26 protein-coding genes are annotated in these 26347 nt (G+C 54.3%); 3 read left to right on the top strand and 23 right to left on the bottom strand.

All coding sequences use genetic code 11. The features are described from left to right. Positions 1-117: 117 nt before the first annotated feature. The 9 genes from A7E78_RS00620 to hisI all read right to left on the bottom strand — a co-directional run bounded on the left by A7E78_RS00620 (position 118) and on the right by hisI (position 6882). Positions 118-564, bottom strand: coding sequence for a universal stress protein (locus A7E78_RS00620; RefSeq protein WP_072282456.1), 447 nt, complete (start codon positions 562-564; stop codon positions 118-120). A 90-nt stretch (positions 565-654) separates the two neighbouring features. Beyond that, on the bottom strand, positions 655-1047 hold the full coding sequence (locus A7E78_RS00615) for a response regulator (RefSeq protein ID WP_072284974.1): 393 nt from the start codon (positions 1045-1047) through the stop codon (positions 655-657). A 163-nt stretch (positions 1048-1210) separates the two neighbouring features. Further along, on the bottom strand, positions 1211-2026 hold the full coding sequence (locus A7E78_RS00610; RefSeq protein WP_072282455.1) for a purine-nucleoside phosphorylase: 816 nt from the start codon (positions 2024-2026) through the stop codon (positions 1211-1213). Between the two features lie 26 nt (positions 2027-2052). Next, the gene (locus A7E78_RS00605; RefSeq protein ID WP_158516046.1) at positions 2053-2796 is read right to left on the bottom strand and encodes a tetratricopeptide repeat protein; all 744 of its coding nucleotides are present in this window, start codon (positions 2794-2796) and stop codon (positions 2053-2055) included. Between the two features lie 51 nt (positions 2797-2847). Further along, positions 2848-3711: an S-methyl-5'-thioadenosine phosphorylase gene (mtnP, locus tag A7E78_RS00600; protein ID WP_072282454.1), complete on the bottom strand. Its 864-nt coding sequence runs from the start codon at positions 3709-3711 to the stop codon at positions 2848-2850. A gap of 19 nt (positions 3712-3730) precedes the next feature. Next, positions 3731-4789 carry a dual-specificity RNA methyltransferase RlmN gene (rlmN, locus tag A7E78_RS00595; RefSeq protein ID WP_072282453.1) on the bottom strand — a complete coding sequence of 353 codons (1059 nt, stop codon included), beginning with the start codon at positions 4787-4789 and terminating at the stop codon, positions 3731-3733. Positions 4790-4896: 107 nt separating this feature from the next. Next, positions 4897-5310, bottom strand: coding sequence for a nucleoside-diphosphate kinase (gene ndk / locus A7E78_RS00590; protein ID WP_072282452.1), 414 nt, complete (start codon positions 5308-5310; stop codon positions 4897-4899). Positions 5311-5500: 190 nt separating this feature from the next. Next, positions 5501-6376: an ATP phosphoribosyltransferase gene (hisG, locus tag A7E78_RS00585; protein WP_072282451.1), complete on the bottom strand. Its 876-nt coding sequence runs from the start codon at positions 6374-6376 to the stop codon at positions 5501-5503. Beyond that, positions 6373-6882 (bottom strand): phosphoribosyl-AMP cyclohydrolase, encoded by a 510-nt coding sequence (gene hisI, locus A7E78_RS00580; RefSeq protein WP_256359868.1) that lies wholly within the window; start codon positions 6880-6882, stop codon positions 6373-6375. Before hisI ends, hisG begins: the two co-directional genes overlap by 4 nt. 129 nt (positions 6883-7011) lie before the next feature. On the opposite strand from hisI, the gene A7E78_RS00575 reads away from it, so the two are divergent. Beyond that, positions 7012-7533, top strand: coding sequence for a response regulator transcription factor (locus tag A7E78_RS00575; RefSeq protein WP_072282449.1), 522 nt, complete (start codon positions 7012-7014; stop codon positions 7531-7533). Positions 7534-7730: 197 nt separating this feature from the next. Continuing rightward, a complete protein-coding gene (locus A7E78_RS00570; protein WP_235606769.1) occupies positions 7731-8525 on the top strand; it encodes a L,D-transpeptidase in 795 nt (264 codons plus the stop codon). A 60-nt stretch (positions 8526-8585) separates the two neighbouring features. Here the strand turns inward: A7E78_RS00570 and A7E78_RS00565 are convergent, their stop codons facing one another. The 10 genes from A7E78_RS00565 to A7E78_RS00520 form a co-directional block, all read right to left on the bottom strand. Next, complete coding sequence (locus A7E78_RS00565; protein WP_072282448.1) at positions 8586-8915, bottom strand: hypothetical protein; 330 nt, start codon at positions 8913-8915, stop codon at positions 8586-8588. Between the two features lie 166 nt (positions 8916-9081). Next, entirely contained in the window at positions 9082-9669 is a 588-nt protein-coding gene (locus A7E78_RS00560) for an XTP/dITP diphosphatase (RefSeq protein ID WP_072282447.1), read from the bottom strand. A gap of 4 nt (positions 9670-9673) precedes the next feature. After that, entirely contained in the window at positions 9674-10408 is a 735-nt protein-coding gene (gene rph / locus A7E78_RS00555; protein WP_072282446.1) for a ribonuclease PH, read from the bottom strand. Positions 10409-10552: 144 nt separating this feature from the next. Then, entirely contained in the window at positions 10553-11596 is a 1044-nt protein-coding gene (locus A7E78_RS00550) for an N-acetylmuramoyl-L-alanine amidase family protein (protein ID WP_072282445.1), read from the bottom strand. Between the two features lie 73 nt (positions 11597-11669). After that, complete coding sequence (locus A7E78_RS00545; protein ID WP_072282444.1) at positions 11670-12713, bottom strand: DHH family phosphoesterase; 1044 nt, start codon at positions 12711-12713, stop codon at positions 11670-11672. 2 nt (positions 12714-12715) lie between these two features. Beyond that, positions 12716-13186, bottom strand: coding sequence for a TIGR00725 family protein (locus tag A7E78_RS00540; protein WP_072282443.1), 471 nt, complete (start codon positions 13184-13186; stop codon positions 12716-12718). Positions 13187-13375: 189 nt separating this feature from the next. Next, complete coding sequence (locus A7E78_RS00535) at positions 13376-14494, bottom strand: tRNA-queuosine alpha-mannosyltransferase domain-containing protein (RefSeq protein WP_072284971.1); 1119 nt, start codon at positions 14492-14494, stop codon at positions 13376-13378. Positions 14495-14560: 66 nt separating this feature from the next. Further along, positions 14561-15088 (bottom strand): O-acetyl-ADP-ribose deacetylase, encoded by a 528-nt coding sequence (locus A7E78_RS00530; protein ID WP_072282442.1) that lies wholly within the window; start codon positions 15086-15088, stop codon positions 14561-14563. 133 nt (positions 15089-15221) lie between these two features. Further along, positions 15222-15881: a hypothetical protein gene (locus tag A7E78_RS00525; protein WP_072282441.1), complete on the bottom strand. Its 660-nt coding sequence runs from the start codon at positions 15879-15881 to the stop codon at positions 15222-15224. Between the two features lie 330 nt (positions 15882-16211). Further along, positions 16212-18140, bottom strand: a complete 1929-nt coding sequence (locus tag A7E78_RS00520) for an ABC-F family ATP-binding cassette domain-containing protein (RefSeq protein WP_072282440.1) — start codon at positions 18138-18140, stop codon at positions 16212-16214. Between the two features lie 555 nt (positions 18141-18695). Here A7E78_RS00520 and A7E78_RS00515 point away from each other — a divergent pair. Further along, entirely contained in the window at positions 18696-21245 is a 2550-nt protein-coding gene (locus A7E78_RS00515) for an Rne/Rng family ribonuclease (protein WP_072282439.1), read from the top strand. 116 nt (positions 21246-21361) lie between these two features. Here A7E78_RS00515 and A7E78_RS00510 read toward each other — a convergent pair whose 3' ends face one another. The 4 genes from A7E78_RS00510 to hflX all read right to left on the bottom strand — a co-directional run bounded on the left by A7E78_RS00510 (position 21362) and on the right by hflX (position 26316). Beyond that, positions 21362-22045 (bottom strand): Smr/MutS family protein, encoded by a 684-nt coding sequence (locus tag A7E78_RS00510; protein WP_072282438.1) that lies wholly within the window; start codon positions 22043-22045, stop codon positions 21362-21364. A gap of 2 nt (positions 22046-22047) precedes the next feature. Next, entirely contained in the window at positions 22048-22773 is a 726-nt protein-coding gene (locus A7E78_RS00505) for a hypothetical protein (protein ID WP_072282437.1), read from the bottom strand. A 172-nt stretch (positions 22774-22945) separates the two neighbouring features. Continuing rightward, complete coding sequence (locus A7E78_RS00500) at positions 22946-24613, bottom strand: LysM peptidoglycan-binding domain-containing protein (RefSeq protein WP_072282436.1); 1668 nt, start codon at positions 24611-24613, stop codon at positions 22946-22948. Between the two features lie 59 nt (positions 24614-24672). Further along, positions 24673-26316, bottom strand: a complete 1644-nt coding sequence (hflX, locus tag A7E78_RS00495; RefSeq protein WP_145924811.1) for a GTPase HflX — start codon at positions 26314-26316, stop codon at positions 24673-24675. Positions 26317-26347 lie beyond the last annotated feature (31 nt).

The following is a 26347-nucleotide window of genomic DNA, read 5'->3' as shown; positions in this document are numbered from 1 at the left end:
TTTGCAAGGACAAAGCCCTCCGAAAAAGCGGTCTGAAATAAACAAAAAGCAGCCCTAAGGCTGCTCAGTGTAATGCTTTATCAAAAATAAGATCAGGGGGTCGATTACAGATAAAACCTAATCTGGATAGCGAATCGTCATCACCGGAACCGGAGATTTGCGTAACACCTTCTCCGCGGTACTGCCAAACAGTACATGATCGAGACCGCTGCGACCGTGGGTACCCATCACAATCAGATCGGCGGAAACATCCTCGGCTTTTTTGATGATCTCGTCATAGGGGATTCCCGGAACAATAAACGTTTCGTAGTTATCGTAATCCCGCAGATTCGTTCGACAGAACTTGTCCATCATCTTGCGGGCTCCCTGCTCGATCTCTTCCTCAAGGGTCTCGAATGAAATATGCGGAACATAAAAGCCCCGCAGATCAACCGGTTCGTTAATCACATGAACCACCAATAGAAGGGCCTGGTATTTGATGGCCAGGTCACGGGCATATTCGAAGGCATAGGCTGAATTTTCAGAAAAATCGCTGGCGAACAGGATTGTTTTGAATTCTTTCATTGTGCCTCCACTCGGTACTTACAGTTATTTGTACCCCCCGTTGCGACCCAGGACAGGATGACGGTTAAATTCCCACTCTCCACATGGTTGTTAATTTGCCTTTGCCACCCTTTTTTCAGTAAGCATTTTATCCATAACGATGCGCAATTCATCCAGCCTGATCGGCTTGTTGATATATTCATACGCACCCAGATGAATCGCCTCCAGATAGGACTCGACACCGCCGTGGGCGGTCACCATGATGACCTGAGTACTGGGATAGTGACGATTAATTTCGCGTAAAAACGCCATGCCGTTCATTTCCGGCATCTGCAGGTCGCTTATCACCACCTGAACACTCTGCCGCTGTAAAAAATCAAGGGCTTCCTGACCATTAGCTACACTATCGACCCGATAGCCTTCCTGTTCCAGGATCTTGCTCAATCCGATCCGGGCATTTTCTTCGTCGTCGACGACCAACACTCTTCTATTTCGTTGTCCCACCGTTACCTCCCCTTGCTTTTCACTGTCTGTCTGCGAAAAGTTTACCATTAACAGAAAGGCTGTCAAGCGGGGAACCATCCTGAGGCTTTATGATTTTTTATTTAATTTCGGATACTTGGAGACTTAATACAGAATAGGAAGTTCTAAAAGGGAAGGTAGCCGGTCAAGATTCCTCTTGCCAGAGAAGGATTAACTTTTGAATCAGTTCAGCTAAAGGAGCGGCGCCACCGCGACCGACAGCCAGCACCTCCTGGTGGCTGAGAGGTGAAGAACCAAGCCCCGCCGCCCGGTTGGCAACATAGGACAGTCCAGCCACCCGCATTTCCAGGTATTTCCCCATAATCGCCTCGGGCACCATGGACATGGAAACAGCATCGGCGCCAAGCAGACCAAGCGCTCGTATTTCAGCCGGGGTCTCATAGGATGGTCCCTGCAGAGCCGCCAAGACACCGGTCTCAAGGCCTATACCCCTTTGCGCGGCAAAGGACTGTAGAGCCGCATGATGTTGTTGGTCGTAGAGTTGGGACAAGTCGAGAAAAGGGTCGCTACACTGCCCTCTCAAAGGATTGTCCCCCAGGAGGTTAATATGATCGCTGACAGCCATAAAGTGGCCGGGCACAAGATCTTGACGAATGCCACCGACGGCGTTGGTCAGGAGCAGGAACCGGCAACCGAGCAGATGCGCCAGATGCACCGGCGCACAGACCTGGCGGGCATCCAGGTCTTGATAGAGATGGAAACGCCCCTGGAAAAACAACACTCGCCAGCCTTGCAGGCTGCCGGCAATCAATCGCCCGGCATGCCCTGCCAGTTCGACAGCAGGGAAACAGGTATAATCCGAATAGGGAAAAATATGTCCCTGATCCAAAATTTCCGCGGCATCCCCCAGGCCGGAACCGAGGATAACCGCCAAGTCAAAGGGCTCACCGCCCAGCAGTTCCTGAACCGCCTCCTTTAGCTGGTCAAACCCCTGTGCCATCCCCTTCAACTCCTCTACAAATATGGCTATTGCAACAGTTCCAGATAGTGATCCGCCTGTTCCCCAAGGTCCGACGAGGGGGCCAGACGCACCACATTGCGAAAATATTGGGCCGCCTCCGTCGGGTTATTTAATTTCATATAGGCCAGCCCGAGTTGAAAATGAGTAAAGGGATTGTTACCGTTGAGTTTCAGGGACTGCTGAAATTCACCCACCGCACGGTCCGTCTTTCCCATGGCATAATAGGTTTCTCCAAGCCGCAAATGAGCCTGGGCATAACGAGGATTCTGCACCAAAGCCTCACGGTACGCTTGGATCGCTTCGAGATATTCCAGTTTCTGGAAATGAGCAAAACCAAGACCGGTCAGAGAAACCTCCGAGCTGGCAAACATCAGATTGGAAGCCGCCTTGCCAAAATAATGAATAGCGTCATCCGGGCGCTGAAGGTCGAGATACAAGGCTCCCAGATTATTCTCGATCAGGGGATCATCAGGGCGCTCTTTTAAGGCCTTCAGATAAAAACTTTCCGCTTCGGAAAAAGCCCCCTTGAGTTGATAAGCACGCCCCAGGCCGACTAATACATCGGGGTTGTGGGCGTCGACTTCATAGGCCTGGTGAAACTCCTGCAGAGCTCGACTTGCATTCCCTTCCTGCAGATAAGAAACACCCAGAATATAATGAACATCCTGTTGGGGGGTATCTTTTTGAGGCTCAACGCAACCAACCAGTAAACTACACAAAATAAAGACAACAGCCGAACTGAAACGCATAGATCCCTCCAACACCATTGAAAGAAATCGAACTTTAGCGGCAAAAGGCGGTTACAGGTATTTATCCAACAGCAGAGCCAAACGATCACGGGTGGCATCGGGCAACTGAGTGCAATCGGTCATGATGGCATACTGCAGAGCGCTTTCACAGGCACAAGGACGTGTTGCGGCAGCCAGTCCTGCAGCCGCCTTGATAATATTACGAGCCGTGGCCACATTCTGTTTGATGGTGGCCAGCACCGCCTCTACCGAAACGTCGTCGTGCCCCTCGAACCAGCAGTCGTAGTCGGTGGCCAAGGCTACGGTAGCATAACAAATCTCTGCTTCGCGGGCCAGGCGCGCTTCCGGCAAATTCGTCATTCCGATAATATCCACTCCCCAGCTACGATAGATATTCGACTCGGCCCGGGTGGAAAAATTCGGCCCCTCGATGCAGATATAGGTGCCGCCCTGGTGCACTGTCGCACCGACCTCCGTTGCAGCCTGCGCCAGAATCGCAGACAGGTCGCCACAAACCGGATCAGCGAACTGCACATGCCCGACCACCCCCTCGCCAAAAAAGGTCGAGGCCCGTTTGCCCTGGGTTCGGTCGAAAAACTGATCGGGAATGACAATATGGCCGGGAACGATCTCTTCACGCATGCTGCCCACCGCCGATACCGAGATGATACGCTCCACCCCCAGTTGCTTCATAGCGTGGATATTCGCGCGATACGGGACTTCGCTCGGCAACAAGCGATGACCACGACCGTGGCGTGGCAGGAAAACCATTTTCACACCGTCGAGGACACCGGTTATCAGAGCATCGGAAGGTTTGCCAAAGGGAGTATCGATCTCAACCTGTTTCACGTCGCTCAAGCCTTCGATTTCATAGAGACCGCTGCCGCCAATTACGCCGATAACTGCCTGTGCCATATATGAGTTCCTTTCGTCTTTAAGATGTCGATGTTTGCTTGGATTTCGTGCCGTCAAGCTTGCCTTTAAGCTGACCACAGGCCGCAGAAATATCCTGCCCCTTACTGGCGCGCCGAATTGCGATCATATCGCGACTGAGCAGATAGGTTTGAAAGGCCTCGATACGCCTCGCCGTCGGTGCCTTCAGGGGCGAACCGGGGTGTTCGTTATAAGGGATCAGGTTGATTTTAGCCCGGATACCGTGCAGGAGACCGACCAGGCGTTTGGCATCCTGGTCGCTGTCGTTGACGTCGCGAATCAGAATATACTCAAAGGTGACCTTCTGCCGCGGCGCGAGGGGATAGGCCCGACAGGCCGCCATAAGTTCTTTAAGGGGATAACGACGATTGATAGGCATCAGCCGATCCCTCACCTCGTCGGTAGTCGCATTGAGAGATACCGCAAGGTTAATTTTAATCCTCCGGCCAAGGTCAAGCATCTGGGGAATCAGGCCGGCCGTTGACAGGGTTACCTTGCGCGGACTGAAATCGAGGCCTTCCGGAAGATAGAAGATCTTCAGCGCCTTGATAACGTTTTCCAGATTATCCAGAGGTTCGCCCATGCCCATCAACACAATATTTTGAATCGGTCCGTCCCGTCGGGCAGCGCAGACCTGATTGACGATTTCAGCAGTCGTCAAATTGCGCACCAGGCCGAAGCTGCCCGTATGACAAAAGGAACAGCCCATGGCACAACCGACTTGGGTGGAAATACACAGGGTGGCCCGACCAGCTTCCATGGGGATGCGTACCGTCTCCACACTTTGGCCGTCGTCCAACCGAAACAGGTATTTACGCGTGCCGTCGCTACTTTCCTCGACGGCCTCCGGCTGCAGACTGGAAACGGTAGCACGCTGCTGTAATTCTTGGCGCAGCGCCTTGGCCAAGTCGGTCATGGCATCGAAAGAACATACGTCTCTGCCGTAGATCCAACGCATGATCTGGCTGGCGCGGAACCGTTCTTTACCGAGGCCGGAAAGAAACTCGATCAACTCTTCCTGGGTGAGATTTTTTATATCGACAAGCTGTGATTCTGGCATGGAACTCCTGGTAATCGTACTGATTTGGCAGCTAGCGTTTATCCAGCAAAAAGCCCTCCAGATTGTATCTGAAGGGCTTTTCAGGCACAAGGCTAATACGTCGCGGGTCAGATCAGTTCCAATCCAGCGAAGAAATAGTTGATTTCAAACGCGGCCGTTTCAGCAGCATCAGAGCCATGGGTGGCATTACGGCCGATGGAGGTACCGAAGTCCTTTCGCAGGGTGCCGGCAGCAGCAGCGGCCGGATCGGTGGCTCCCATCATCTCTCGCCACTTAAGGATGGCATCAGGAGCTTCAAGCACCATAACCAGACAGGGACCGCTGCTCATGAAAGAAGTCAGGTCGCTAAAGAATGGTTTATCTTGATGCACATGATAAAATCCGCCGGCCTGAGTCTCGCTGAGCCAAATCTTTTTCAGACCGACGACGGAAAAACCGGCTTCATAAATACGGGCCAGAATCTTTCCGGCGTGCCCGGCGGCAAAGGCATCGGGCTTAATGACGGCAAATGTTTGTTCCATAACGATAAAAATACTCCTAAAAGGCTTCCATCCAAAAATATCAGTTAAATACGACTAGATGCATTCACAAAAAATCATAAGCTGGCCAAGCAATAATTTCGACCGTCATGGCCTGGTGGTTTTTCAGGGCGAAGGCAACCGTCCAGAAAGCGATGTAACGCCGGAGGGCGGTCCTATCGCGACATCATCACTAAAGAATCTTATTCAAAGGGTATTCGATAATCCCCTCGGCCCCGGCCTTGATCAATTCAGGCACGATGCGCCGCACTTCTTTTTCGTGTAACACGGTCTCCACCGAAACCCAATCCGACTGATAAAGGTGGGCCACCGTCGGCTTGTTGAGGCTTGGCAGCATTGCGATAATGGTATCGATTTGGGCGTGGGCCACGTTCATCTTCAGGCCGACCATCTTTTCCGCAGCCAGCGCCGCCTGCAACAAGGTGTTGAGCTGTTCAATCTTCTGGCGCTTCCAGGGATCGGCCCAAGCCTTCTTATTGGCCAGAATCACCGGCGTCGACTCCATCAGGGTTTCGACGATACGCAGGTTATTGGCGCGAATAGTGGAACCGGTCTCGGTAACCTCGACGATGGCATCGCACAGTCCCTCAACGACCTTGGCTTCTGTTGCCCCCCAGGAAAATTCCACGTCCACAGGGATGTTACGTTCGGCGAAATAGCGCCTGGTAAATTCCACCAGTTCGGTGGAAATGGTCTTGCCGGCCAGGTCCTCTGGGCGTTGCACCGGAGAATCCTGGGTTACCACCAGTACCCAGCGGGCCGGGCGGCGGGAGACCTTGGAATAAACCAGGTTGTCGACGATGACGACATCGGATTCGTTCTCTTCCACCCAGTCGCGTCCGGCGATTCCGACGTCAATGGTGCCCCGTTCGACGTACTTGGCCATCTCCTGACTGCGAATCAGGTTACAGCTGATCTCATCGTCATCGATCGAAGGAAAATAGTTACGCGATGAAAGGCGAATAGTCCAGCCGGCCTGTTCGAAAAGTTCGACTGTCGCTTTTTCCAAGCTCCCTTTGGGAATACCGAACTTTATCGACTGGCTCATTTTTTATAGACCTCATCAGGATCGAACAACGGCTCGGAATGCTCCACCCATTGGTTATCTTCCCATTTGACATAAAAACAAGTACGGTTACCGGTATGACAAGCGGCGCCACCGTTCTGCTTAACCTTGATCACCACCGTGTCGGCATCGCAGTCGGTGTAAACTTCCAGAACATCCTGTGTGTTACCGGACTGCTCGCCCTTCATCCAATATTTATTCCGACGCCGGCTGAAAAACCAGGTTTTTCCTGTTTCCAAGGTCAGGTTCAAGGCCTTCTCGTCCAGAAAGGCACACATCAATATTTCGTTGGTCTCGTGGTCCTGAATAATGGCAGGAATCAATCCACCCATCTTTTCAAAATCGATTTTGATCATGAAGCCTCCGTGAGATTTGGCTGTATTGGCTGGAAAACAAAACTTATTTTTAATACAACGGCAGACCCGCAGTGTCAACTCTTTCCCCCCGGGACTGGTCAACACCCGACAAGACCTCTTAATCCCCAGCATAGGCGGCAAAGAACTTAACCTTTTAATCATGCAGGCTTAACAGGTGACTAATATTTGTACCTTAGCTTGACGGCACCCCATCTCACCTCACATCAAACTGGACATTACTTATCAACATGGAGGTAACGATTGAATTCTTCGGTTGAACAACCTGAGATTCCGTTATCTGACGGTGTCTACACGACTTCCTCTAATGAAGAACCCTTCTCTGTAACATCACGGCAGAATGACCTGCAGAGAAAAATTTTGATTGTAGAGGACGAACCGGAGCTTGCTGTTTTACTTGGACACTATTTGCGAAACAAAGGTTTCGTTACAGCCATCGCCGGTGACGGCTTGACGGCATGTCGCATGATCAACGCTTTGCGCCCAGATCTGATTCTGCTCGACATCAAGATCCCAGAACTTAATGGGTGGGAGGTCTGTCGATTGGTGCGCAAAATACCCGATCCCGCCCTGGCCGACATCCCCATCATGATGCTCACTGCCCTGTCAACAGACCAGGACCGTGCTCTGGGACTGAAACTGGGAGCCGACGACTATATGACCAAACCGTACAGCCTCAAGGAAATAGTTCTGCGAGCAAACAAAATGATCGGTCGGCACAAATCTGACGCCAAACAGGAGCGGACCACGCCTGGCGGACGGTAACGGTCAGTTATCGTAGCATTTCATCTGCCCTTACACCTCAATTTGGAATGGCCCTCTGGCACCTTTTCTTTTATACTGCGGCCATGAAAACTATCCTCTGCTGCATTCTGCTATGTGTATTTTTATTCTGCCCGAAAGACAGTTGTCCGTGGTACCCGCGGCTGAAAAAGGAATCGTACCGAGACCAGGCGCAACCAATGGCTCTGGTGGGAAAGCACCGTAACTATCTGCTCGGCCCCGACGAAACCCTTATCGAGCTGGCGCGACGCAGCGGCATCGGTTACCTGGCCTTGCTTAATGCGAACCCGAATGTGGACCCCTGGCTGCCACCAGCCGGAACAAGGGTCCTGCTGCCCTATGCCTTTCTATTGCCCCAATCGGTTCAAAAGGGCATTACTGTCAACCTGGCCGAACTGCGCCTCTACTATCTGTGGGAAGAAGGCGGTCAAGAGCGGATCAGGGCCTATCCCGTCGGAATCGGTAGCGAAGGATGGGACACCCCGGAGGGTGACTTCACCATTGCTCAACATATTGAGAACCCTTCATGGACGGCTCCAAGCACTATTCTAGCGGCTGAGCCAGGCACCGCGACCAGCATTCCAGCGGGACCGGATAATCCCCTTGGCGAATACTGGCTGGGACTATCAACGCCAGGCTATGGCATTCACGGTACCAACAAACCCTTCGGTGTGGGACGTCGGGTCAGCCACGGCTGCCTGCGCCTTTATCCGGAGGATATTCGCGATCTCTTTCCGCGAGCTCCTAAAGGCACACCGGTGCGCATAATCTATCAGCCGATCAAGGTTGGTTTGCAAAACGGTCAGCTATTTGCTGAAATCCACCCGGATCAACAGCAGCGGATCAGCGACCCGGTCGCAGAGGTTCTCCGGCAGGTCGCCACCCTGCCCTGGCAAGGAAAGATCGATATGCAGGCTCTATCCAAGGCGATTGCTGATCGCCGAGGCGTGCCAGTCGCCATATCACAAAACTAAAAAGGCCCCGCTCGGCGGGGCCTTTTTAGTTAATTGCAGAATGTTTATTCTCGAAATCGTTTACTTCATCTGCCCCATTTCAAAAGCTTTGGCAGCCTTGGCGGCACTGGCGGCAGCAGCGTCAGCACTGGCAGAAGCCATGGCGGCACTCTTATCCGCAGCAGCAGCAGCGGATTCGGCTCTTACTGCGGCATCTTCAGCCCGAGCAGCGGCGTCGCTAGCCATACCGGCAGCGGCCTGAGCCTTGGCGGCCTGTTGCGTAGCCATCTGGCCTGAATCCAGAGCCTGATTAAGCAGATCACGATCAGCCGGGGTCAACTGTGCTGTACAGCCACTCAGCACCAACAAACCCAATGAAGCACCAGCGAGAACAAATTGCCATTTACGCATGAGATTCCCTCCTTGGTTAAGAATCGTTTTCTATTAATTATCCTGCTAATATGTGCACTGTCAACCAGTTCCACCAAATAATATCAGTTTGTTGAGACAATCCAAGGTTGCCCTGGACATTTCCAAACCCAACGGTTCCGTTAACCGGAATGGATAGGTATTCCCGTTACTGTTGTTGCAGATAAGCAAGAGTTTGACGCAGTGCCTCGCCACGATGGCTGATGCGATTCTTGATTTCCAAGGGCAATTCCGCCAAAGCTTTCCCGTATTCAGGAACCAGAAACAGAGGATCATAACCGAACCCGCCGCCGCCCCGGGGTTCTTCAAGGATCAGGCCTTGAAGGCGTCCTTGAAAAATATGACAAACACCCGAAGGCTCACAAAGAGCCATGGCACAATGAAAGGCGGCTTCGCGCTGTTCCCGGGGCAAACCGGTCATGGCGGCCAACAACTTTTGATTGTTATCCGAATCACTGGCCCCGGGACCGGCATAGCGAGCCGAATAGACCCCGGGCTCGCCCTGAAGAGCCTCAACCACCAGACCGGAGTCGTCAGCCAGGGTCAAACAGCCGCAATGACGGGCCACGGTAAGGGCCTTCTTTCGAGCATTGGCCTCAAAGGTATCGCCATCCTCAACAATCTCCGGCAAGTCGGGAATCTCATCCAGACCCTTGACCTGGATACCGGTATCCGCCAGCAGGCGCCTGATTTCCTTTAATTTCCCCTTATTGGTGGTGGCCACCATCAATTCCATGCTCTCAGCCCTCCAGGCTTTGCTTCTGCATAAGGTTCAAGTCCCGGCAGCCCAACAGAGCCAGATCACGCATTTCATCAAGTTGTTGAGGCGTAAAAGGATGCTCTTCCGCAGTTCCCTGAACCTCGACCAGCAATCCCGATTCGGTAATGACAAAATTCATATCAACCGCGGCGCTGAAATCTTCCTGATAATCGAGGTCGAGCAAGGGCCGGCCATCAATGATGCCGACGCTGATGGCCGAGACGCCTTCACGCAAGGGAGATTTGGCCAAAGACCCTTTGGCCACCAGGCCGTTCAAAGCATCGGCCAGAGCCACGCAGGCACCGGTAATAGCTGCGGTGCGAGTGCCTCCGTCAGCCTGCAGCACATCGCAGTCGAGAACGACGGTTCGTTCGCCAAGAGCTTCCAGGTCCACCACCGCCCGGAGGGATCGGCCAATGAGGCGTTGGATTTCATAGGTACGACCACCCACCTTACCCCGCAGGGATTCCCGTGCCGATCGGGTCTGGGTGGCTCGGGGAAGCATGGAGTACTCTCCCGTCACCCAACCGCTTCCCTTGCCCCGCAAAAAAGGCGGCACACCCTCTTCCACAGTCGCATTGCACAGCACGCGTGTCTCACCAAAGGAAACCAGAACCGAACCTTCCGCATAGCGGGTGAACCCGCGCAGAAAAGAAACGGGACGCAACTGATTCGGCAGCCGGGCATCGGCTCTTACAAAGGATGTTTCCGTCATTTATTTGATCTCCTGCTCTTGATGCATTGGCAAAAATTTCGGCCTGCAAGGCCTGGTGTTTTCTCAGGGCGAAGGCATGCAACACCTCTGTCGAGGTACTGAAAAACACCGTAACGCCGCAGGGCGGATTTTTTTACGACGCCATCACTGTTGTTTGGCAAAGGCCTTCAGGCCACGATAGAGTGCTTCGGCAAGACGTTCCTGACCGGCGGACTGGCCGAGCATTTCCCGGTCAGCCGGGTTGCTTAAATATCCGAGCTCCACCAGCACGGTAGGCAAATCGCCCTGCCCCAATGGCAGCAGTGGGGCCCGTTCGATAGCGGCCACCTGTATACCGGCCCGGCTCAGGGCCTGACTTAAATGAACAGCCAGAGTCATACTGTCTCCGTTGGGATTTTCGGCCCGCTGTTCTTGACGCCGGATAAACAAGACCGCCCCACGGGAGGACTCGCTCAAAGCGGACTGAGCATGGAGCAAAATCAAGGCATCGACTTCGGGTTTATTGACTGCGGCAAAACGTTGAGCCACGGTCATTGAGTAATCGGCATCCCGACTTAAGTAGACCGGCAGACCGAGGCGCATTTTGAAACGCTTCTGCAGCCCCTGTGCCACGGCCAGGGCCACATCTTTCTCTTTCATGCCGTTCGACCCCATACTGCCGGGATCGGACCCGCCATGGGCGGGGTCGATGGCGACAGCCCGCAACCCTTTGACATCGGCAGGCTTCTGTTTGCGCAACAGAAAGGAGTACAAGCGGTCAAGAGAGCTTTGGGTCGGCATCTGTTCGACAGAAGGATCGAGGTTGCGGTAATAAACGGACAGGTTTAGCAGAGCCGGCAGATGGATCGCCACAAAGTTTTCGTCAACCCGCAATCGGCCGTCGATGAAACTGGGCGGATTGGTCAGAGGCTGGAACTGGCCGCCAAAGCGCAAAAACTGGCTGCCGGGGGACATCTGTGCCCTGCCCCAAGGCGTCTTGATTGAATAGACGTGTTTTACCGAATCCCAGGTTCCGGATAGACCGAGCACCGGCAATACCTCATCAACCGCCAGATACGCCACCCCGTCGCGGTGGTAGACTTCATTGATGGTAACCGGGGAGTTACCTTCGAGAGCCAACTGCACCGCTCCTTCGGCAACGCTCAACGCCGGCAACAACATCAGTAGCAGGAAAAAAATTCGAATCATAACTACCTCTCAAACAGGGGCCTTCTTATACCCCAGCCCCGCGGGGAGTGTCAACGCAAGGAGCGGCGGCTCATCAGGAAACAACCAGGGGCTGGCCGGGGCCGACAGGGCGTTTCAGACAGTTGAGCAAACGCTCAGTCAGGGTTTCTTCCAGATCGTTTTGGGAAGTAGAGTCTTTGTCTACAGAACGAATCTGGCCACCGGCGATCATACCATGGCCACCGGCGGTGCCGAGCCCGGCGACCACTTCCTGCATCACCGCCCCGGCTCGAATATCGGGCAACAAAGTGCGAAAGGAAAGAATCTCGTCCTCCTGATAATGACCCATACCGAGCACGATTTTGACCCGGTCCACCCGCAGCAGAAAATCGGCCATTTCAGCGACAATATCAGGATTACCGATTTCATAGAGATTAAACACCAACACATCGCTGAAAATACGGGCATTACGAATCGCCAGACTGAAAGCGGCAAAATAATCCCTCGGCACCTCGGGATGAATGATATCGAACAAAATACGGTTGTTGCTCAACGGCAGCAAATGCAAATAAGCCAGGCGGTCTGCCCGGCTCCACTCCCGGCCAAGATCCTGGGTCTCGGATTTGATGGCGTAAAAGAGGATCGTCGCTAATTTTGTACATATGGTAATTTCCTGGGCGAGCAAATATTCGAGCAGGATGGTCGCCGAGGCCCCATAGTCTTCGCGCACATCGACCCAGACAGAGTCCCGGCAGGACTCCCTCAGCGGATGATGATCGATCACCAGGTCGACCTTGCAATCGGCCGGCAATGAATTGTTGCCCGCTTGAGGTTGGGTATCGACCATACAGACCACCTGAAATTGCTGAAGATCGAGTTCTTCCAACGGCACCAGTTCAATCTCCAACTTTTCCACCATGACCCTGTTTTCGCCGCGACCGACCACTCCGCCATATGCAATGGTCGACCTTTGACCGGTCTTGACCAAAATCAGGTGTTTCAGGGCCATGGCCGCAGCCAGGGAATCGGGGTCGGGGTGATCATGGGTGACAATGAGCACTGTCCCCTTACCCCGCAGCCATTCGATAAACTGACTGGAAAACTCCCGTGAACGCTGCAAGGCCGATTGTTCGAACATAGTTATGCCTCTCCCTGTCCTGTCGCCAGTTGCAATGCTATTTCTACCGCTTCCTCGGCGGAAGACGCCTCGATCACACCTTCGATACCCGGCCAGCTGTTCAGCGCTACCACCGGTTTACCCAGTTTGAGTGCAACGGCTATTTCCGACAATGTCCCGTATTCCCCTTCCACCGCGATCAACGCCTGTGCGGTGTGCGCGATGATCACATTGCGGGCATGACCCATGTTGGTCGGAACCGCCAGAGTAACATAAGGATTGGCCATCGCCGCATCACCGCCGGGCAAAAGACCAAGGGTCTCTCCGCCGACCTCGTTGCAACCCTGGCAGGCCGCCTCCATGACCCCGGACAAACCGCCGCAGACAAGCACCGCGCCCCCCTCGCCGATGCGGCGGCCGACCTCGCGAGCCACCGCATAGCCGGTATCGGAAACCTGGCCGGCACCTATCACACCGATAATAGTTTTACGCATCGTTCCCTCTTGAATTAAACAAACGCCCAGTGTCCTGTGTGGGTGATAGTGTCAAATAATTCTGAGGCATTTTGGGGCCTGCCAAGGCGTCGCCAATGCAGGTCTAGCCGTGCGCTAAGTCAAATTGGCGCAACGCAGGCAGGGCCGAAAATTACCAGAATTTGAAGTCAGGATTAACCGCACAGGGCACTAGAGTAACTCCTGAAACCCGGCAAAAAGAACATCGTAGCGAACACCTAACTGCCGCCAGTCGTAATCCTGCACAAAGGGCCTCACGCTACGGCAGCGCAAGGCGGAAACTTGTCCGATCGATTCGGCCAGCCGGGCCACCAGGTCGTCAAAATCTGCATAAAAATAGTCTTCATGCAGAGAAGGCGGCACATGTTCGGGATACGCCAGCCGTTTCGGTAATAGCGGATGACAGTTGCAATGCATGGCCTGCACCACACTAATACCAAAAAAGTCATGAATTGCTGTAACCGGCAGAATATCGGCCCGCCATAGCCATTCGGCATAAGAAGCAAAATCGGCAGCATAACCGAACTGCACTACCCGCTTGCCGAGGCGCTGCTGAGCCTCGGCAAAAATAGCCGGCTGCTCGGCAAAACTTTCACCGAGGATAGCCACCTGAAAATCGAGGCCCTGGTCCTGCAAAAGAAACAGAGCCCGAAAAAATTCTTCCGGGTTTTTGTCATACTCCCAACGATGGTTCCACAACAACAACGGCAATCGATGGGGATCAAGCTCAGCTTGCGGGCGATAGGTATCGAAGCGTTGCAGATCCAGTCCCAACGGCAGTACTTGGCTCTTGTCAGCAATAGCTTCAATGCTCATAGTCTCCCGGTGGTCAGGAAAAACTCCAAGAAAACCGGGCAGCGCCTCGAGAAAGGCCTGACGGTGATAGTGGGAATTGAACAGCACCCGATCGGCAGCCAGGGCGCTGGCGTAATTGATAAAACCGTAGTGAGCGTCCCGCCGTGCGGCCGGGTCGTTATCCCGTGGCGACCAGGGATAGGTCAGCTGGTTTTCGTGAAAATAGAGTACCGAGGGCACACCGGCACTTTTGCTGCGGGTCAGGGCCAGAAAAGTGGTCAGGTCGAGCATCGCACTGGCCAGCAACAGATCGATCGGTTCACGGCGTTCAAGAAACTGCCGGGCCAGGGTCACCGCACCGCCGTGCATGCGCCATTTCCAATGACGACCCGGCAAAGACAGGATATCCACTTGATGACGGCTGCGGGCGGCGTATTCTTCACTCCAGGCCGCATGCGAACCGGTGAAATAGGGTTCGAGAAGAAGTAATTTCATGGCTTCCATCATTCACCCTTTTTGGACACCGGCTTCCGCGCCAGGAGCAACCTCCCGGGAAAATTCTCAGTTGCCGCCGGCCGTTAAATAATCGTGATAGATCCGATAAATTTCGTCGGCAAATACAACGAATAAAACCTTTTCCAGACCATGGTCCTGTTGTAGAAAAGCCTTCACCGTATCGACGGCAATAGCGCAGGCCTTCTCCGGAGGATAGCCGTAAACGCCACAGCTGATCGCCGGAAAGGCCACCGTTTTCAGCCCGCGCGCCACGGCCAGCTCAAGGCTGTTCTGGTAACAGGCCGCCAGAAGCTGCGGGTCCTGCGGCCGCTGACGATAGACCGGACCGACGGTATGGATAACATGCCGGGCCGGCAACCGGTAGCCTGCCGTGATCTTGGCCTCACCTGTTTCGCAACCATTGAGTGTTTTGCACTCGGCCAGAAGTTGCGGACCCGCCGCCCGATGAATGGCCCCGTCCACTCCGCCGCCTCCAAGAAGGGAGCGATTAGCCGCATTGACAATGGCATCCACCTGGAGGCCGGTGATATCACCCTGCAGCAGTTCCATCCGACCGAAGGTTTCATGTTTCATGGAGCCCTCCTCTGCCTGTAAGTTTGGATACCCGGTATCGCTTTAGCAAAGGTTACCACTGACAGAGCCGGATATCGATCCCCGAACACCTGAAACGGCTTACATCCAACTCAAAAATGACGACTCTTTTCTTTTACCGATCAAGCGCCGCCTGGGCCACCGCCTGCTGCCAGCATCCGGGAAGGTCCAGCGATTCCATGAGGTCAGGCAGATTCTCTGCCAGCTCGCTTTGGCCGGCAATAATATCTACCGAAGCACCGGGCTGCCAGGCGACGGATTCGCTTAATTCAGCATCCTGCGCCAGATCGGTACCACCGTCATGAAAAAAACCGATGGGGTTGCCCTGTTGAAAAAAGATCAGAGCCACATCCTCCGCAGCATAGACACGCAAACAACCGTTGAAGTGATCATGCTTAAGGGTATGCAACAGATGGGGGATATCGAGTAAACGTAACTGCTGAGCGGCATAGAGCATCTCGCCACTGACCACACCAAATAATTGAAGGGCCAAGGTCTGGGAAAGCCGATAAATAGAGAGCATAGTATCGCCGGACAAAGATCGGGCGAAGATACGGGCAAAAGCTTCCTGATGGGACAGCGCCTCTCCTTCGCCAACAAAACGCACTGCCACCAGCTGACCGCCGACAAACAATACAACACCCCGTCCATGCAGATCCCTGCACGCCAGATAACCGGAGAAGCGACCGGCTTGAAGCTTTTGAATCGCTTCCAGCCAGTTCATACGTACCGGATTGAACTCATCCTTGATCAATTTTCCCTTTGGCAACAACATTCCGTGCAGGCACCTTTCTTACTCGTGAGATGTCAATGATATTGCATAGAAAAGCACCCCTTGATTTTATCTCACAACCCCTGTGACGCCACCGACACGGAGCGGCTGGCGAGACCAACAGGCAGAGAGTTAACCGGGTTGTGTTTTTCAGTTCAAAAAGTCCTGTTTTTTTTACCCAGAACCATTCACCACAGAGAGCACAGAGGACACGGAGAAAATCGTAAGATAATCAGGTCGAAAACCATTGTATTCCTTCGTGCTCTTCGTGACCTTCGTGGTAAAGCGCCTGGCCTTTGACTATTTGTTGATTATCTAAAGAGCATGGACGGCTCAGGCCGATTCGGCCAGTTGCAGCTCTTCCCACTGCCGGTAGGAACCCTCGACCTCGTCCTTCAAGTGGGCATGGCGATCGCTGACCTCCCGCCAACGGTCGGCATCCTGGTACAGGGTCGAATCAGCCATGGTCTCCTCCAATTCAGCCAATTCCTGTTCCAGAGTTTCAATGCGCTGTTCAATCTCGGCCAGGTCTTTCTGACGACGTCGCTCCTTGCGCTTTAGTTCTTTGCGCTCGGCATAGGACAGTTGCTCATCACCAGCTGTTGGAGTTTCGGCAACAATGGTTTCTGCAGCGGCCTGTTCGACCCGCAAGGACGAATGACTCGCATCTCCAGCCGCCGCTTTAGCGCGGAGAAAGTCCTCGTAATTTCCCAGGTGGGAGACAACGCCACCCTCCGCTACTTCCAACACCCGGGTCGCCAAGGCATCGACGAAGTAACGGTCATGACTGACAAAAACCAGGGTGCCGGGGAAGTTTCTCAAAGAGGTGAGCAAGACCTCTTTGGACTGTAAATCGAGATGGTTGGTCGGTTCATCGAGCAGCAGCAAATTGGCCGGCCGCAACAACAACAGAGCCAGGGCCAGACGATTGCGCTCGCCGCCGGACAACACCGACACCGGCTTGTGCACATCGTCGCCGGAAAAGAGAAACGAGCCGAGGATATCCCGTACCCGAGGCACCATATCGAAAGGTGCAGCCCCGGTGATTTCCTCAAGAACGGTTTTGCTTCCATCCAAAATCCGGGCCTGGTCTTGAGCAAAATAAGCTTGCAGCACCTGGTGACCTTGAGTGCAGGTTCCCTGGCGTGGCTCCTCCACCCCGGCCAGCAACCGCATCAAGGTCGACTTGCCGGCGCCATTGGCCCCCACCAGGGCGATACGTTCACCCCGCTCGACGGTCAGTTCGACATCCGCTAGAACTTGCAGCGCATCGTAACCATGCTCCACGCCCTTGAGTTCAAGAACCGCGCGTCCGCTGCGTGGCGGCGAAGGAAACTGGAAAGCAATGCGTTTGCGTAGAGGCGGTACCACAATACGCTCAAAACGTTCCAATTGTTTGATCCGGCTCTGCACCAGAGAAGCCTTATTGGCCTGATAGCGAAAGCGACTGATAAAAGCTTCGATGCGGCCGATCTCTTCGTCCTGGCGTTGTTTGGCCTCGCGCAGGGCCGCTACCCGCCGATCACGTTCCTCGAGGTAACGGCTGTAATTTCCGGGATATTCGGTCAGTTCGCCGTTCCAGACTTCAACAATGCGGCTGACCACCCGATCGAGAAAAAAGCGATCATGGGAGACCAGCACCACGGCATAAGGGTAGTTGGCGAGATAATCCTCCAGCCAATCTCTGGCCGGCAGATCGAGATGGTTGGTCGGTTCGTCAAGAAGCAACAAATTGGGCCGCTGAAGCAGCAACTTGGCCAGAGCAATGCGCATCTGCCAACCGCCGGAAAAATGCTCGCAGGGGCGGTCACGGTCGTCACTGGAAAACCCGAGGCCATCGAGAACCTTGGCGATTTCCGTATCAAGAGTATAGCCGCCCCGCTGCCGGAAGGCCTCTTCCAGATGGGCGTAACGCTCCATGCGGTCATCGTTGCAGCCACCGGCCAGCTCCTGTTCCAGAGCACGCATCTCCTGTTCCATGGCGGTCAACTCGCCAAGGGCCGAACGCACCTCGTCAAACAGGGTATGCCCATGGTGTTCCAGACCCTGCTGAGGCAGATAACCAAAAGTGGTCCCGCGAGCCATCTGCAGAGTACCGTCGTCAGCCTGAACCTGGCCAGCCAGCAGACGCAGCAAGGTGGTCTTTCCGGCTCCGTTTTCACCGCACAAGCCGATCCGGTCACCGGGCCGAATGTGCCAATTGATACCGGCAAAAAGTCTTCGATCGGCAAAATTTTTGGTAATATCTCGTAATTGCAACATAGCTCTCTTTTATACCATAAGCTCGGCGACGAAAAAACCTACAAATATGGTTTAACATAGGCACAAAAAGGTAGTTTCTGCTATCCAGTAATACTGCTTTCTGCTATAGTTGCAACGGTTTAACAATTAACGGACAAAATCCTATACAGTCCACGGGTCATTTCTCTACCAACGACGGATAGACCACCTGGCTGTTTTCAAGACTGAATAGAACATATTTTCAGGAGCCGTTTCCGATACGACTTCTCAATGGCCCTGACACCATTCGGCATGGTTTTCGCCGATACCGTTTTTACCGGCAACGGGCCTGCAAGGCCCTGGCACCGCAATGTCATACATGGCTCGTATCCATTGGAGAGCCACTTCGACCCGGTGCTTAAATCTAGTTTAGAGTTGTTTGAAACAACACAGGATTTTCCCCGTACGGGTCCGTTTGAGAGCTTCACCGTTAGCAGGTGCAGTCTTCAAGACTTGGACCCCGGGCGAACCGGCAGGCATATGCCTTGCCGCATTACATTTTAATGGCTTCTCTGCGGAGCAGCCGAAAGGACCTACATGAGCAAGAAGATGCTGATCAACGCTACCCATCCGGAAGAACACCGGGTAGCCATCGTCGATGACGGCGCCCTGAGCGAACTCGACATCGAAATCACCGGAAAACAACAAACCAAGGGCAATATTTACAAGGCCGTCGTGGTCCGGGTCGAAACCGGTCTGCAGGCGGCCTTTGTCGATTATGGCGGTGAGCGGCCCGGATTTCTACAGATCGGAGAAATCCACCCTTCCTTCCATAAAGCCGACCCCAACAGCGAAACCAAGGGACGTCCGCGCATCAACGACCTGTTGCGTCGCGGACAGGAACTGATGGTGCAAGTCGTTAAGGAAGAGCGAGGCACCAAAGGTGCGGCCCTGACCACCTACCTGTCCCTCCCGGGACGCTACATGGTATTAATGCCGGAAAGTGACACCAAGGGCATTTCCCGTAAAATCGAGCAGGAATCGACTCGAAAAAAGCTTAAACAAGCCATGAGCTCCATGGAACTGCCGGAGAATATCGGTTACATTGTCCGCACTGCCGGCATCGGCCAGAAAAAAACTGAGCTCAAGCGGGATGTGGACTACCTGCTGCGGGTCTACGAAAAAATCTGCGAACTGGGTAAAGAGGTCAAAGCGCCGACCCTGGTCTACAAGGAATCCAATCTGGTAATCCGCTCAATCCGGGACTATTTCAGCCCGGATATCGACGAGGTGCTGGTGGACGATCCCAAGGCGGCCCAGGAGGGCAAAGAATTTTTCCAGGAGGTCATGCCGGAATACGCCCAACTGGTAAAACTTCACCAGGAGCGTCGGCCGATCTTCTCCCGCTATCAGATTGAAGAACAGATCGAGGCCCTCTCGCGCAACAAGGTTCCCCTGCCCTCCGGTGGCTCTATCGTCATCGACACCACTGAGGCACTGGTCGCCATCGATGTAAACTCAGGGAAAATGGCCACTGAAAAAGGGGTAGAAGCGACGGCCTTCAAATCGAACATGGAAGCCGCCGCTGAAGCAGCCCGCCAGCTACGCTTGCGCGACCTGGGCGGTCTGATTGTTATCGACTTCATCGACATGCGGGATCGCAAACATATCCGCGATGTTGAAAAATGCCTCAAAGATGCCCTTAAGAGCGACAAGGCCCGCGTCTCCGTCGGTCGCATCAGTCAATTCGGCTTATTGGAGATGAGCCGGCAGCGTATCAAGGCGGCCTTGGCTGAGGCCTCCTATCTGCCATGCCCCCACTGCGATGGCAGCGGTCGAATCAAGAGCGCGGAGGCTCAGGCTCTGCATTTTGTCCGGCGCCTGTCTGCCGGAATGGCCAAAGGCCAAATCGGCCGGGTGGACGGACAAGTTCCCATTGAAGTCGCAGCCTACCTGCTGAACAATAAGCGCGCCGAGCTGATTCGTCTTGAACAGCAATATAATGCGACCATCTACATCAAAGGTTGCCCGGATTTCACCAACGGACAACTTGAAGTCGACTTCATACGTCGGGAAAAAGAGCCGCAGAATTCGACCCAGAACTATGTGGAAGCCTCGTCGGTAAAGGTTGATGGCCCACAGGAAGAGACTGTTGAAAAGGATGGTGAATCCGATTCGGCCCCCGGAGCCGAGGCAGAAGCCGAGAGCCGGCCCAGCGGACGGAAACGCCGCCGCCCCCGCCGTCGGCGGAAGCCGGCAGCGGCGAGTACTGAACAAACTACTGCGACTGGCAGCACTGAAGAGGGCGCTGCAATCACGCCTGAGGAACCTGTCTCTGAACCGCAAAAGGCCGCCACTACCGAACCGGCACCGATCGTTGCAGAGGAACAAACCGCACCAACCGCTCCAACGGAAACTTCTCCGGCTCCAACAGTTGAAGCCAAGCCAGTAGAAAGTCAAACAGAACCGGTTATGGCTCAGCAGCCGGCAGCCGGCGAACCGGCTCCGGAAACTGGTGCCGAGCAGAAAAGCGACAAACCCAAACCGCGCCGCCGACCACGCAAACCGGCCGCTGCCAGGAAACCGGCCTCAACGGAAGCAAAACCGGAGACGGTGGAAGAACCGCCTGCTGACACCTCGAAAGGGGACTCGGCAAAGGAAGCGGCTGCAGAAGCACCGGCGGAAAAGCCGAAACCTAAAACACCCCGTAGAAGGCGCTCCCCTGCGGCAAAAAAGACCACCGAGCCGGAGCAGTCAGATCAGCCAACAACGCCAGCCGCCCCGGTGGAAGAAGCCAGGGCCAAAGAATCCAAGACCGGGGATGAAAAGGCCGTAGAAAAGCCTCAGCGCCGACGCACGCGCAAACCGGCTGCAAAGCAAACAGAGAGCAAACCTACGGAAAAGGCAACGGAATCCCCAAGCGCGGACGTTGCCCCTCCAAAGACGGCCGACGAAACAGGCCCCACGGCCGCCGAGCCTCCCAAAAAGCCGGCGCGCCGTGGTCGTCCTCGCAAAAAACCGGCAGAGGAAAAACCTGAGCCTGCCACCGACAATATGGACAAGGATAAAGAGAAGACGAAGCCTAAACCGCGCCGGAAACCCGCTGCCAAAGCAACCTCGAAGCCCAGCGAATCCGACACCGAATAAAGCAAAAAAAGGCCGGAGCACACAATGCTCCGGCCTTTCCTATACTGCTTATAATTCTTCGTTTATTTAACCGCGGCACCAGGGGATTAGCCTTAAAGGCCGCGGACTCGATAGGATCAGTTTCGGCGCCCCTTAAGAAAAACCACCAGGGCACCCTCGCCGCCATAGCGAGCCGGCGCCCGACCCCACTCTACAACCCAGGCCCTGGCATCACTGGACAGATAACGTTCCATAAACTGCCGTAACACCGGTCCATCCGATGAGCTTTTTCCCCGACCTGTGATAATAAGAACAGTTTTGAGCCCTTGGAAAGTAGCATCTTCGAGAAAGAAGCGAACCTTTTCCCGCGCTTCCTGCCGGGTCAGACCGTGCAGGTCGAGTTTTGCCTCGGGTGCCAATTTACCCTGGCGAAGCTGCCGCATACGCCGCGGAGTTGCTGCAACCTCTTCGGTTTCCGGAATCTCATCGCGAAAGACGCTATCCATACTTCCCAGAGATTCCAAAAACAATTCGTCGTCGGTAAGCTCAACCTTCTTTTCGCTCTTGTCATCCGCGAAATCGTCGGCAACCGGCTCTACTTCCCGCTGACGTTCATCCTGCTCCCGAGGATCAACCCCCAGCAGGGCCATTTCCCGTTCAAAAGCAGCGGAATCGTCTTCGACAACCGGCTCTTTGGGCGGCAGAGGGTCCGATTTGGGAGCCCCGGAATCCTTTTCAGCAGCCACCGCCACCCCTTTTAACGCTTTAAAAGGACTGTTCTGAAAGTCCTTTGTTTTCTGCTTTTTGCTGCGCTTGGACAAGATCAGCGTCTCACAATTTTCCGGCGGCCCTGTACGGCCCGGGTCTGTTGCTTGATCACGGTTCCCTGCTTCTCCAGATGGAACTGATACCAGAGGTCGCCGTAGCTCTTCATCTTCATCTTCTTGCCTTCTTGAAGGGCACCCAGGTTAGCCAGCAGGGTATCGTCGGCCGCCCCTTTCTTAATGCCTTTTTCGAGAATTTCAATGGCTTTGCTTCGCTCGCCAACCTTATCAAGGCAAAATGCATACAAAGCCCAGGGCAAGGATTCGTTCTTGGTTGCGGCCACAGCCTTTTCGAAGGAGGCCTTCATCTTTTCGGGATTATTACGTTTCATGTAGCAAATGGCCAGCATGGCCATGGCCACCCAATGCCGGGTAAAACCCTTTTGCAGATGGTCGAAGGCCTGAGCGAAATCCCGTTTAAGATAGAGCAGACAACCGATCTGAGCTTCGATCTGGGATTTAACAAAAAACTGCCATTTACCCAGGGGATAGCCAGACTGCAGGGCCTTGATCGCCTTTTCGGTTCGACCTCCCTGCATATCCCGTTGCACCCCTTCCATCAAGGCGGTGAGTTGTTTGGAAGTTCGGCGGCTTAGCAAAAAGAAACTGCCGGCAAAACCGAGCAGAGCCAGCAGGGCGGAATAGAGAACTGGAAGCCCGGCGCCAAAATTCAACGCCAAAAGCATCAGGGTGTATACCAGCAGTGAAATGCCGAGATTGATCATCGGAGGGAAATCCTTTCTTAACCAAACAGGCCGAATAAAGGCCAGGGTTTGCGCGTAGCACGCGGGGAATCTTTGCTGAAGATGATTTCGAAACAAAACTGTCGAAACCAGAAAAAGCCCCTTAACCTGCGGGCGCGGGAAGTGTAGCAATCCGGAGATTAAATGTCAAAACCTATCCCTGCCGACCCGGCTTAACCAGAAGGGTCAGACGATCTCCTGGACGCAGAACATGCCTCCTGCCCAGTTGATTCCAGCGCATGATATCGCCGGTCTTAAGATCATAACGACGACTGATATCCCACAGTGTATCACCAGCCCGAACTTTGTAGACCAGTTTACGCCGGTCGCGACTGGAGGTCCTAGTGCTGCCGGCCACACGCAACACCTTGCCCGGCTTAAGAATGGTTTGCTTGCCTATACCGTTCCAGGCGCACAATTGGCTGGTGGTAACATCAAATCGGCGGGCAATGCTCCACAGACTGTCCCCCCTGCGAATCTTATAACGCCTCTGACGGGTCCGTTCATACCCCTCTTCCAACACATCCGCCGGCAGTGAAGCGCCGGGCCTCAACGGCAGAATAAGATCGCGACCGACCCGCAAGGAACGGGGATTGCGGATGTTGTTCAAGGCGACAATATCTTTGCTGCGAATACCGTAGCGCTTGGCCATGCCGATGAGAGTATCCCCGGGCTTGATCTTGTGGCGCCGATAATTGGCACGTCTGTCAGCCGGAATCTGAGCATACTTTGCCGAAAAGGAGGTACCCTTTCCGGCGGGCAGACGAACCTTGTAATTGGGGTGACGAGGCGGGGTACACCACCGCTTCAGTTCAGGATTAAGGGCCACAATCTCTTCATAGGAAACACCACACAATCGGGCCACAATATCGAGATCGGTAGAACTGGGCAGCTCGGCGATATCAAAAGTCAGTGCCGGTTGGTATTGCAGATCGTTAAAATTGTAGGCTTCCGGTTCCTTTGCAATGAGCAGCACGGCCAGCAATTTCGGCAAATAATTTTTGGTTTCTTTGCGCAGGTAACTTCCCCGGCACAATTGCCAAAAATCGCGGCTACGGGATTTGCCGATCGCCCTTTCGACCTTACCAGGACCGGCATTGTAAGCCGCAATGGCCAAATACCAGTCCCCATCGAAACGTTTGTGCAAATCCTTTAAGTGGCGAGCAGCAGCCTTAGTGGACTTGAGAGGGTCTCGCCGTTCATCACGCCACCAATCGTTGTTTAGGCCGTAATTCTTTCCGGTGCTAGCCATGAACTGCCATGGGCCCACGGCATTGGCACGGCTGCAGGCACGGGGATTAAAGCCCGATTCGATCATCGCCAGATAAGTCAGATCGAGAGGCAGGTCCAGCTCGGCAAAGACCTCCCTCATCATGGGTAAATAACGACCCGAACGCTCCAACCATCGCCGAAAACCATGCCGACCGCGTCCGGTGTAATAATTGACAAAATGGCGAACCTTTGCGTTTTCCACCATCGGAAGGTCAAAGGAGACAGCCTCCTCAACGACCGTTTCACCCTCTTCTTCAGGAACAAACTGATCGGCCCCTGTTAACAAGGCCAGATCTTCCAGGGTCTCGGCATCCATTGGGGCCGTTTCGGCCTCTTCGGTCAGCGGCACCGGTTCTTCGGCCACTATCTTTGAATCGGAGTTACCGGATAGTTCTTCCTGACTTTCCTCCTGAACAGCGGGTACCGTAGCATCACCGGCCTGTTTCAGGGCGGCATCCGAATCTACGGCAGCACCGGGCCAGGGGAAATCAGCAACTGCGCAACCAGCCAGCAAACACACGAATAGGGCCACCACATAAATCCGGGCCACAACAACCTCCTATGGGTAATGCACCAGCAACCGACCAGGCAGTTCCTGCAAAAAAAACTCTAGCTACCGTTATCCCTTTGGGAATCGGGCCAACAACGCTTTTCCAGCACTTCCAGCAGCGGCTCAAAACTATTTCGATCCATCGCGGAAATAGGCAAGGCCTCGAAGCGACGGCACAAGGCCGCTACTTCGTCGGCCGGCAACAAGTCAACCTTGTTGAAAATCAACAATCTTGGAATTCGGTCCAAATCCAAATCAAGCAAAATTCGCTCCACCGCACTGACCTGCTCCTCGAATCTAGGATTAGAGGCGTCGACCACATGCAACAACAGGTCGGCATCCTCCATCTCCTCCAGAGTGGCCTTAAAGGCGCCGAGCAGACTCGGTGGTAATTTACGGATAAAACCGACGGTATCGGTAATGATGACTTCCCTCTCCTGGGGAAACCGCAACCTTCGGGTAGCGGTATCGAGGGTAGCAAAGAGCAGGTTTTCCGTTAATACCTCACTCTGGGTCAGGGCGTTAAGGAGAGTCGATTTGCCGGCATTGGTATAACCGACGATAGAGACTATAGGTACACCCGCTTTGGCACGCCGACTGCGGCGTTGCAGACGCCCCCGGGACAAACTTTTGAGCTCTCGCTCCAGGCGATTGATGCGATCACGGATGCGGCGCCGATCGATTTCAAGTTTGGTTTCTCCCGGACCGCGACCGCCGATACCGCCCATGAGTCGGGATAGGGCGATCCCTCGGCCGCTCAAACGGGGCAGAATATATTTTAACTGGGCCAGCTCGACCTGAACCTTGCCATCCCGGGTATGGGCACGGCGGGCAAAAATATCGAGAATGAGCTGACTGCGATCGATGACCTTCAAGTCAGTCAGGGCCGCAATGGATCGCACCTGACTCGGCGCCAGGTCCTGGTCAAAAATCAGAAGGGTCGCCCCCTGCTGCAGAGCGCTGATCACCACCTCGCGAGCCTTGCCTTCCCCCATGAGATACTTGGGATTAATCCGCCGCGGCCGCTGCACGAAACGATCGAGGACCACCACATCGGCGGTGCGTGCCAGTTCTTCCAGTTCATCGAGAGAATCTTCCGTTTCCCGGCGGGAATCCTGACTGACCGATATCAGAATGGCCTTTTCCCGGGTATCCGACAGATCCACGGTTTCGGCCATCTTCATCTCGAGTTCTCTTTCAAGAGCCCGTAAAAAGCTGGCCAGATCGAGATCCAACTCATAGATGGAAGAGGCCTTTAAAACCTCGACACTTTTGCCAGAGCGATTGGGTGGTAAAATATGGCCGTAGTGCACCTCGCCAGGCAGTCCCTGCTCACCAACCTCAATGGCCACCATCAGATCGAGACGCAGCAGGGCCAGGTCAGTCAGGTCATCGGTACTCAGGGGGTCCCGTTGCAAATGGGTGTGGACGCAGCGCAGACCGCGCAAGCCGCTGCGACCGAGAGCAAAGTCGGACAAGTCAGGGATCACGATCTCTCGATCATCACCGACGATGACATACTTGACCGCACCCGATCGATCGATGATCAGCCCAACCTGACGTCGAATCTCCTGGGAAATCTCGGTCAGGTAACGGGCCAATTCGCCGGTCACGATCTGCGAAGCCGGTATACGACGTCGGTAGATGCGCTCCAGCGCCTTGACCTGGCTGGTTTTCAGTCCGGTGAGATTGCCGTGTATCAAATTATTGCCGCCAATAGATAAAAAAAGGGCC

The sequence above is a fragment of the Syntrophotalea acetylenivorans genome, from assembly GCF_001887775.1.
GTDB classification, from domain to species: domain Bacteria; phylum Desulfobacterota; class Desulfuromonadia; order Desulfuromonadales; family Syntrophotaleaceae; genus Syntrophotalea_A; species Syntrophotalea_A acetylenivorans.
Note: the sequence above shows the minus strand (reverse complement) of the source record. Positions and strands in the feature narration are given on the sequence as shown.

Coding starts and splice junctions, on each gene's coding strand:
- rlmN (WP_072282453.1), bottom strand. CDS start 4,789: ATGCCAGAATCACAGCTTGTCGATATAAAAAATCTCACCCAGGAAGAG.
- A7E78_RS00605 (WP_158516046.1), bottom strand. CDS start 2,796: ATGCGTTTCAGTTCGGCTGTTGTCTTTATTTTGTGTAGTTTACTGGTT.
- A7E78_RS00550 (WP_072282445.1), bottom strand. CDS start 11,596: ATGATTCGAATTTTTTTCCTGCTACTGATGTTGTTGCCGGCGTTGAGC.
- hisG (WP_072282451.1), bottom strand. CDS start 6,376: ATGAGCCAGTCGATAAAGTTCGGTATTCCCAAAGGGAGCTTGGAAAAA.
- A7E78_RS00620 (WP_072282456.1), bottom strand. CDS start 564: ATGAAAGAATTCAAAACAATCCTGTTCGCCAGCGATTTTTCTGAAAAT.
- A7E78_RS00560 (WP_072282447.1), bottom strand. CDS start 9,669: ATGGAATTGATGGTGGCCACCACCAATAAGGGGAAATTAAAGGAAATC.
- A7E78_RS00525 (WP_072282441.1), bottom strand. CDS start 15,881: ATGTTGTTGCCAAAGGGAAAATTGATCAAGGATGAGTTCAATCCGGTA.
- hisI (WP_256359868.1), bottom strand. CDS start 6,882: ATGCTGGGGATTAAGAGGTCTTGTCGGGTGTTGACCAGTCCCGGGGGG.
- rph (WP_072282446.1), bottom strand. CDS start 10,408: ATGACGGAAACATCCTTTGTAAGAGCCGATGCCCGGCTGCCGAATCAG.
- A7E78_RS00520 (WP_072282440.1), bottom strand. CDS start 18,140: ATGTTGCAATTACGAGATATTACCAAAAATTTTGCCGATCGAAGACTT.
- A7E78_RS00545 (WP_072282444.1), bottom strand. CDS start 12,713: ATGTTCGAACAATCGGCCTTGCAGCGTTCACGGGAGTTTTCCAGTCAG.
- A7E78_RS00515 (WP_072282439.1), top strand. CDS start 18,696: ATGAGCAAGAAGATGCTGATCAACGCTACCCATCCGGAAGAACACCGG.
- A7E78_RS00610 (WP_072282455.1), bottom strand. CDS start 2,026: ATGGCACAGGGGTTTGACCAGCTAAAGGAGGCGGTTCAGGAACTGCTG.
- A7E78_RS00570 (WP_235606769.1), top strand. CDS start 7,731: ATGGCTCTGGTGGGAAAGCACCGTAACTATCTGCTCGGCCCCGACGAA.
- A7E78_RS00565 (WP_072282448.1), bottom strand. CDS start 8,915: ATGCGTAAATGGCAATTTGTTCTCGCTGGTGCTTCATTGGGTTTGTTG.
- A7E78_RS00535 (WP_072284971.1), bottom strand. CDS start 14,494: ATGAAATTACTTCTTCTCGAACCCTATTTCACCGGTTCGCATGCGGCC.
- mtnP (WP_072282454.1), bottom strand. CDS start 3,711: ATGGCACAGGCAGTTATCGGCGTAATTGGCGGCAGCGGTCTCTATGAA.
- ndk (WP_072282452.1), bottom strand. CDS start 5,310: ATGGAACAAACATTTGCCGTCATTAAGCCCGATGCCTTTGCCGCCGGG.
- A7E78_RS00540 (WP_072282443.1), bottom strand. CDS start 13,186: ATGCGTAAAACTATTATCGGTGTGATAGGTGCCGGCCAGGTTTCCGAT.
- A7E78_RS00530 (WP_072282442.1), bottom strand. CDS start 15,088: ATGAAACATGAAACCTTCGGTCGGATGGAACTGCTGCAGGGTGATATC.
- A7E78_RS00505 (WP_072282437.1), bottom strand. CDS start 22,773: ATGATCAATCTCGGCATTTCACTGCTGGTATACACCCTGATGCTTTTG.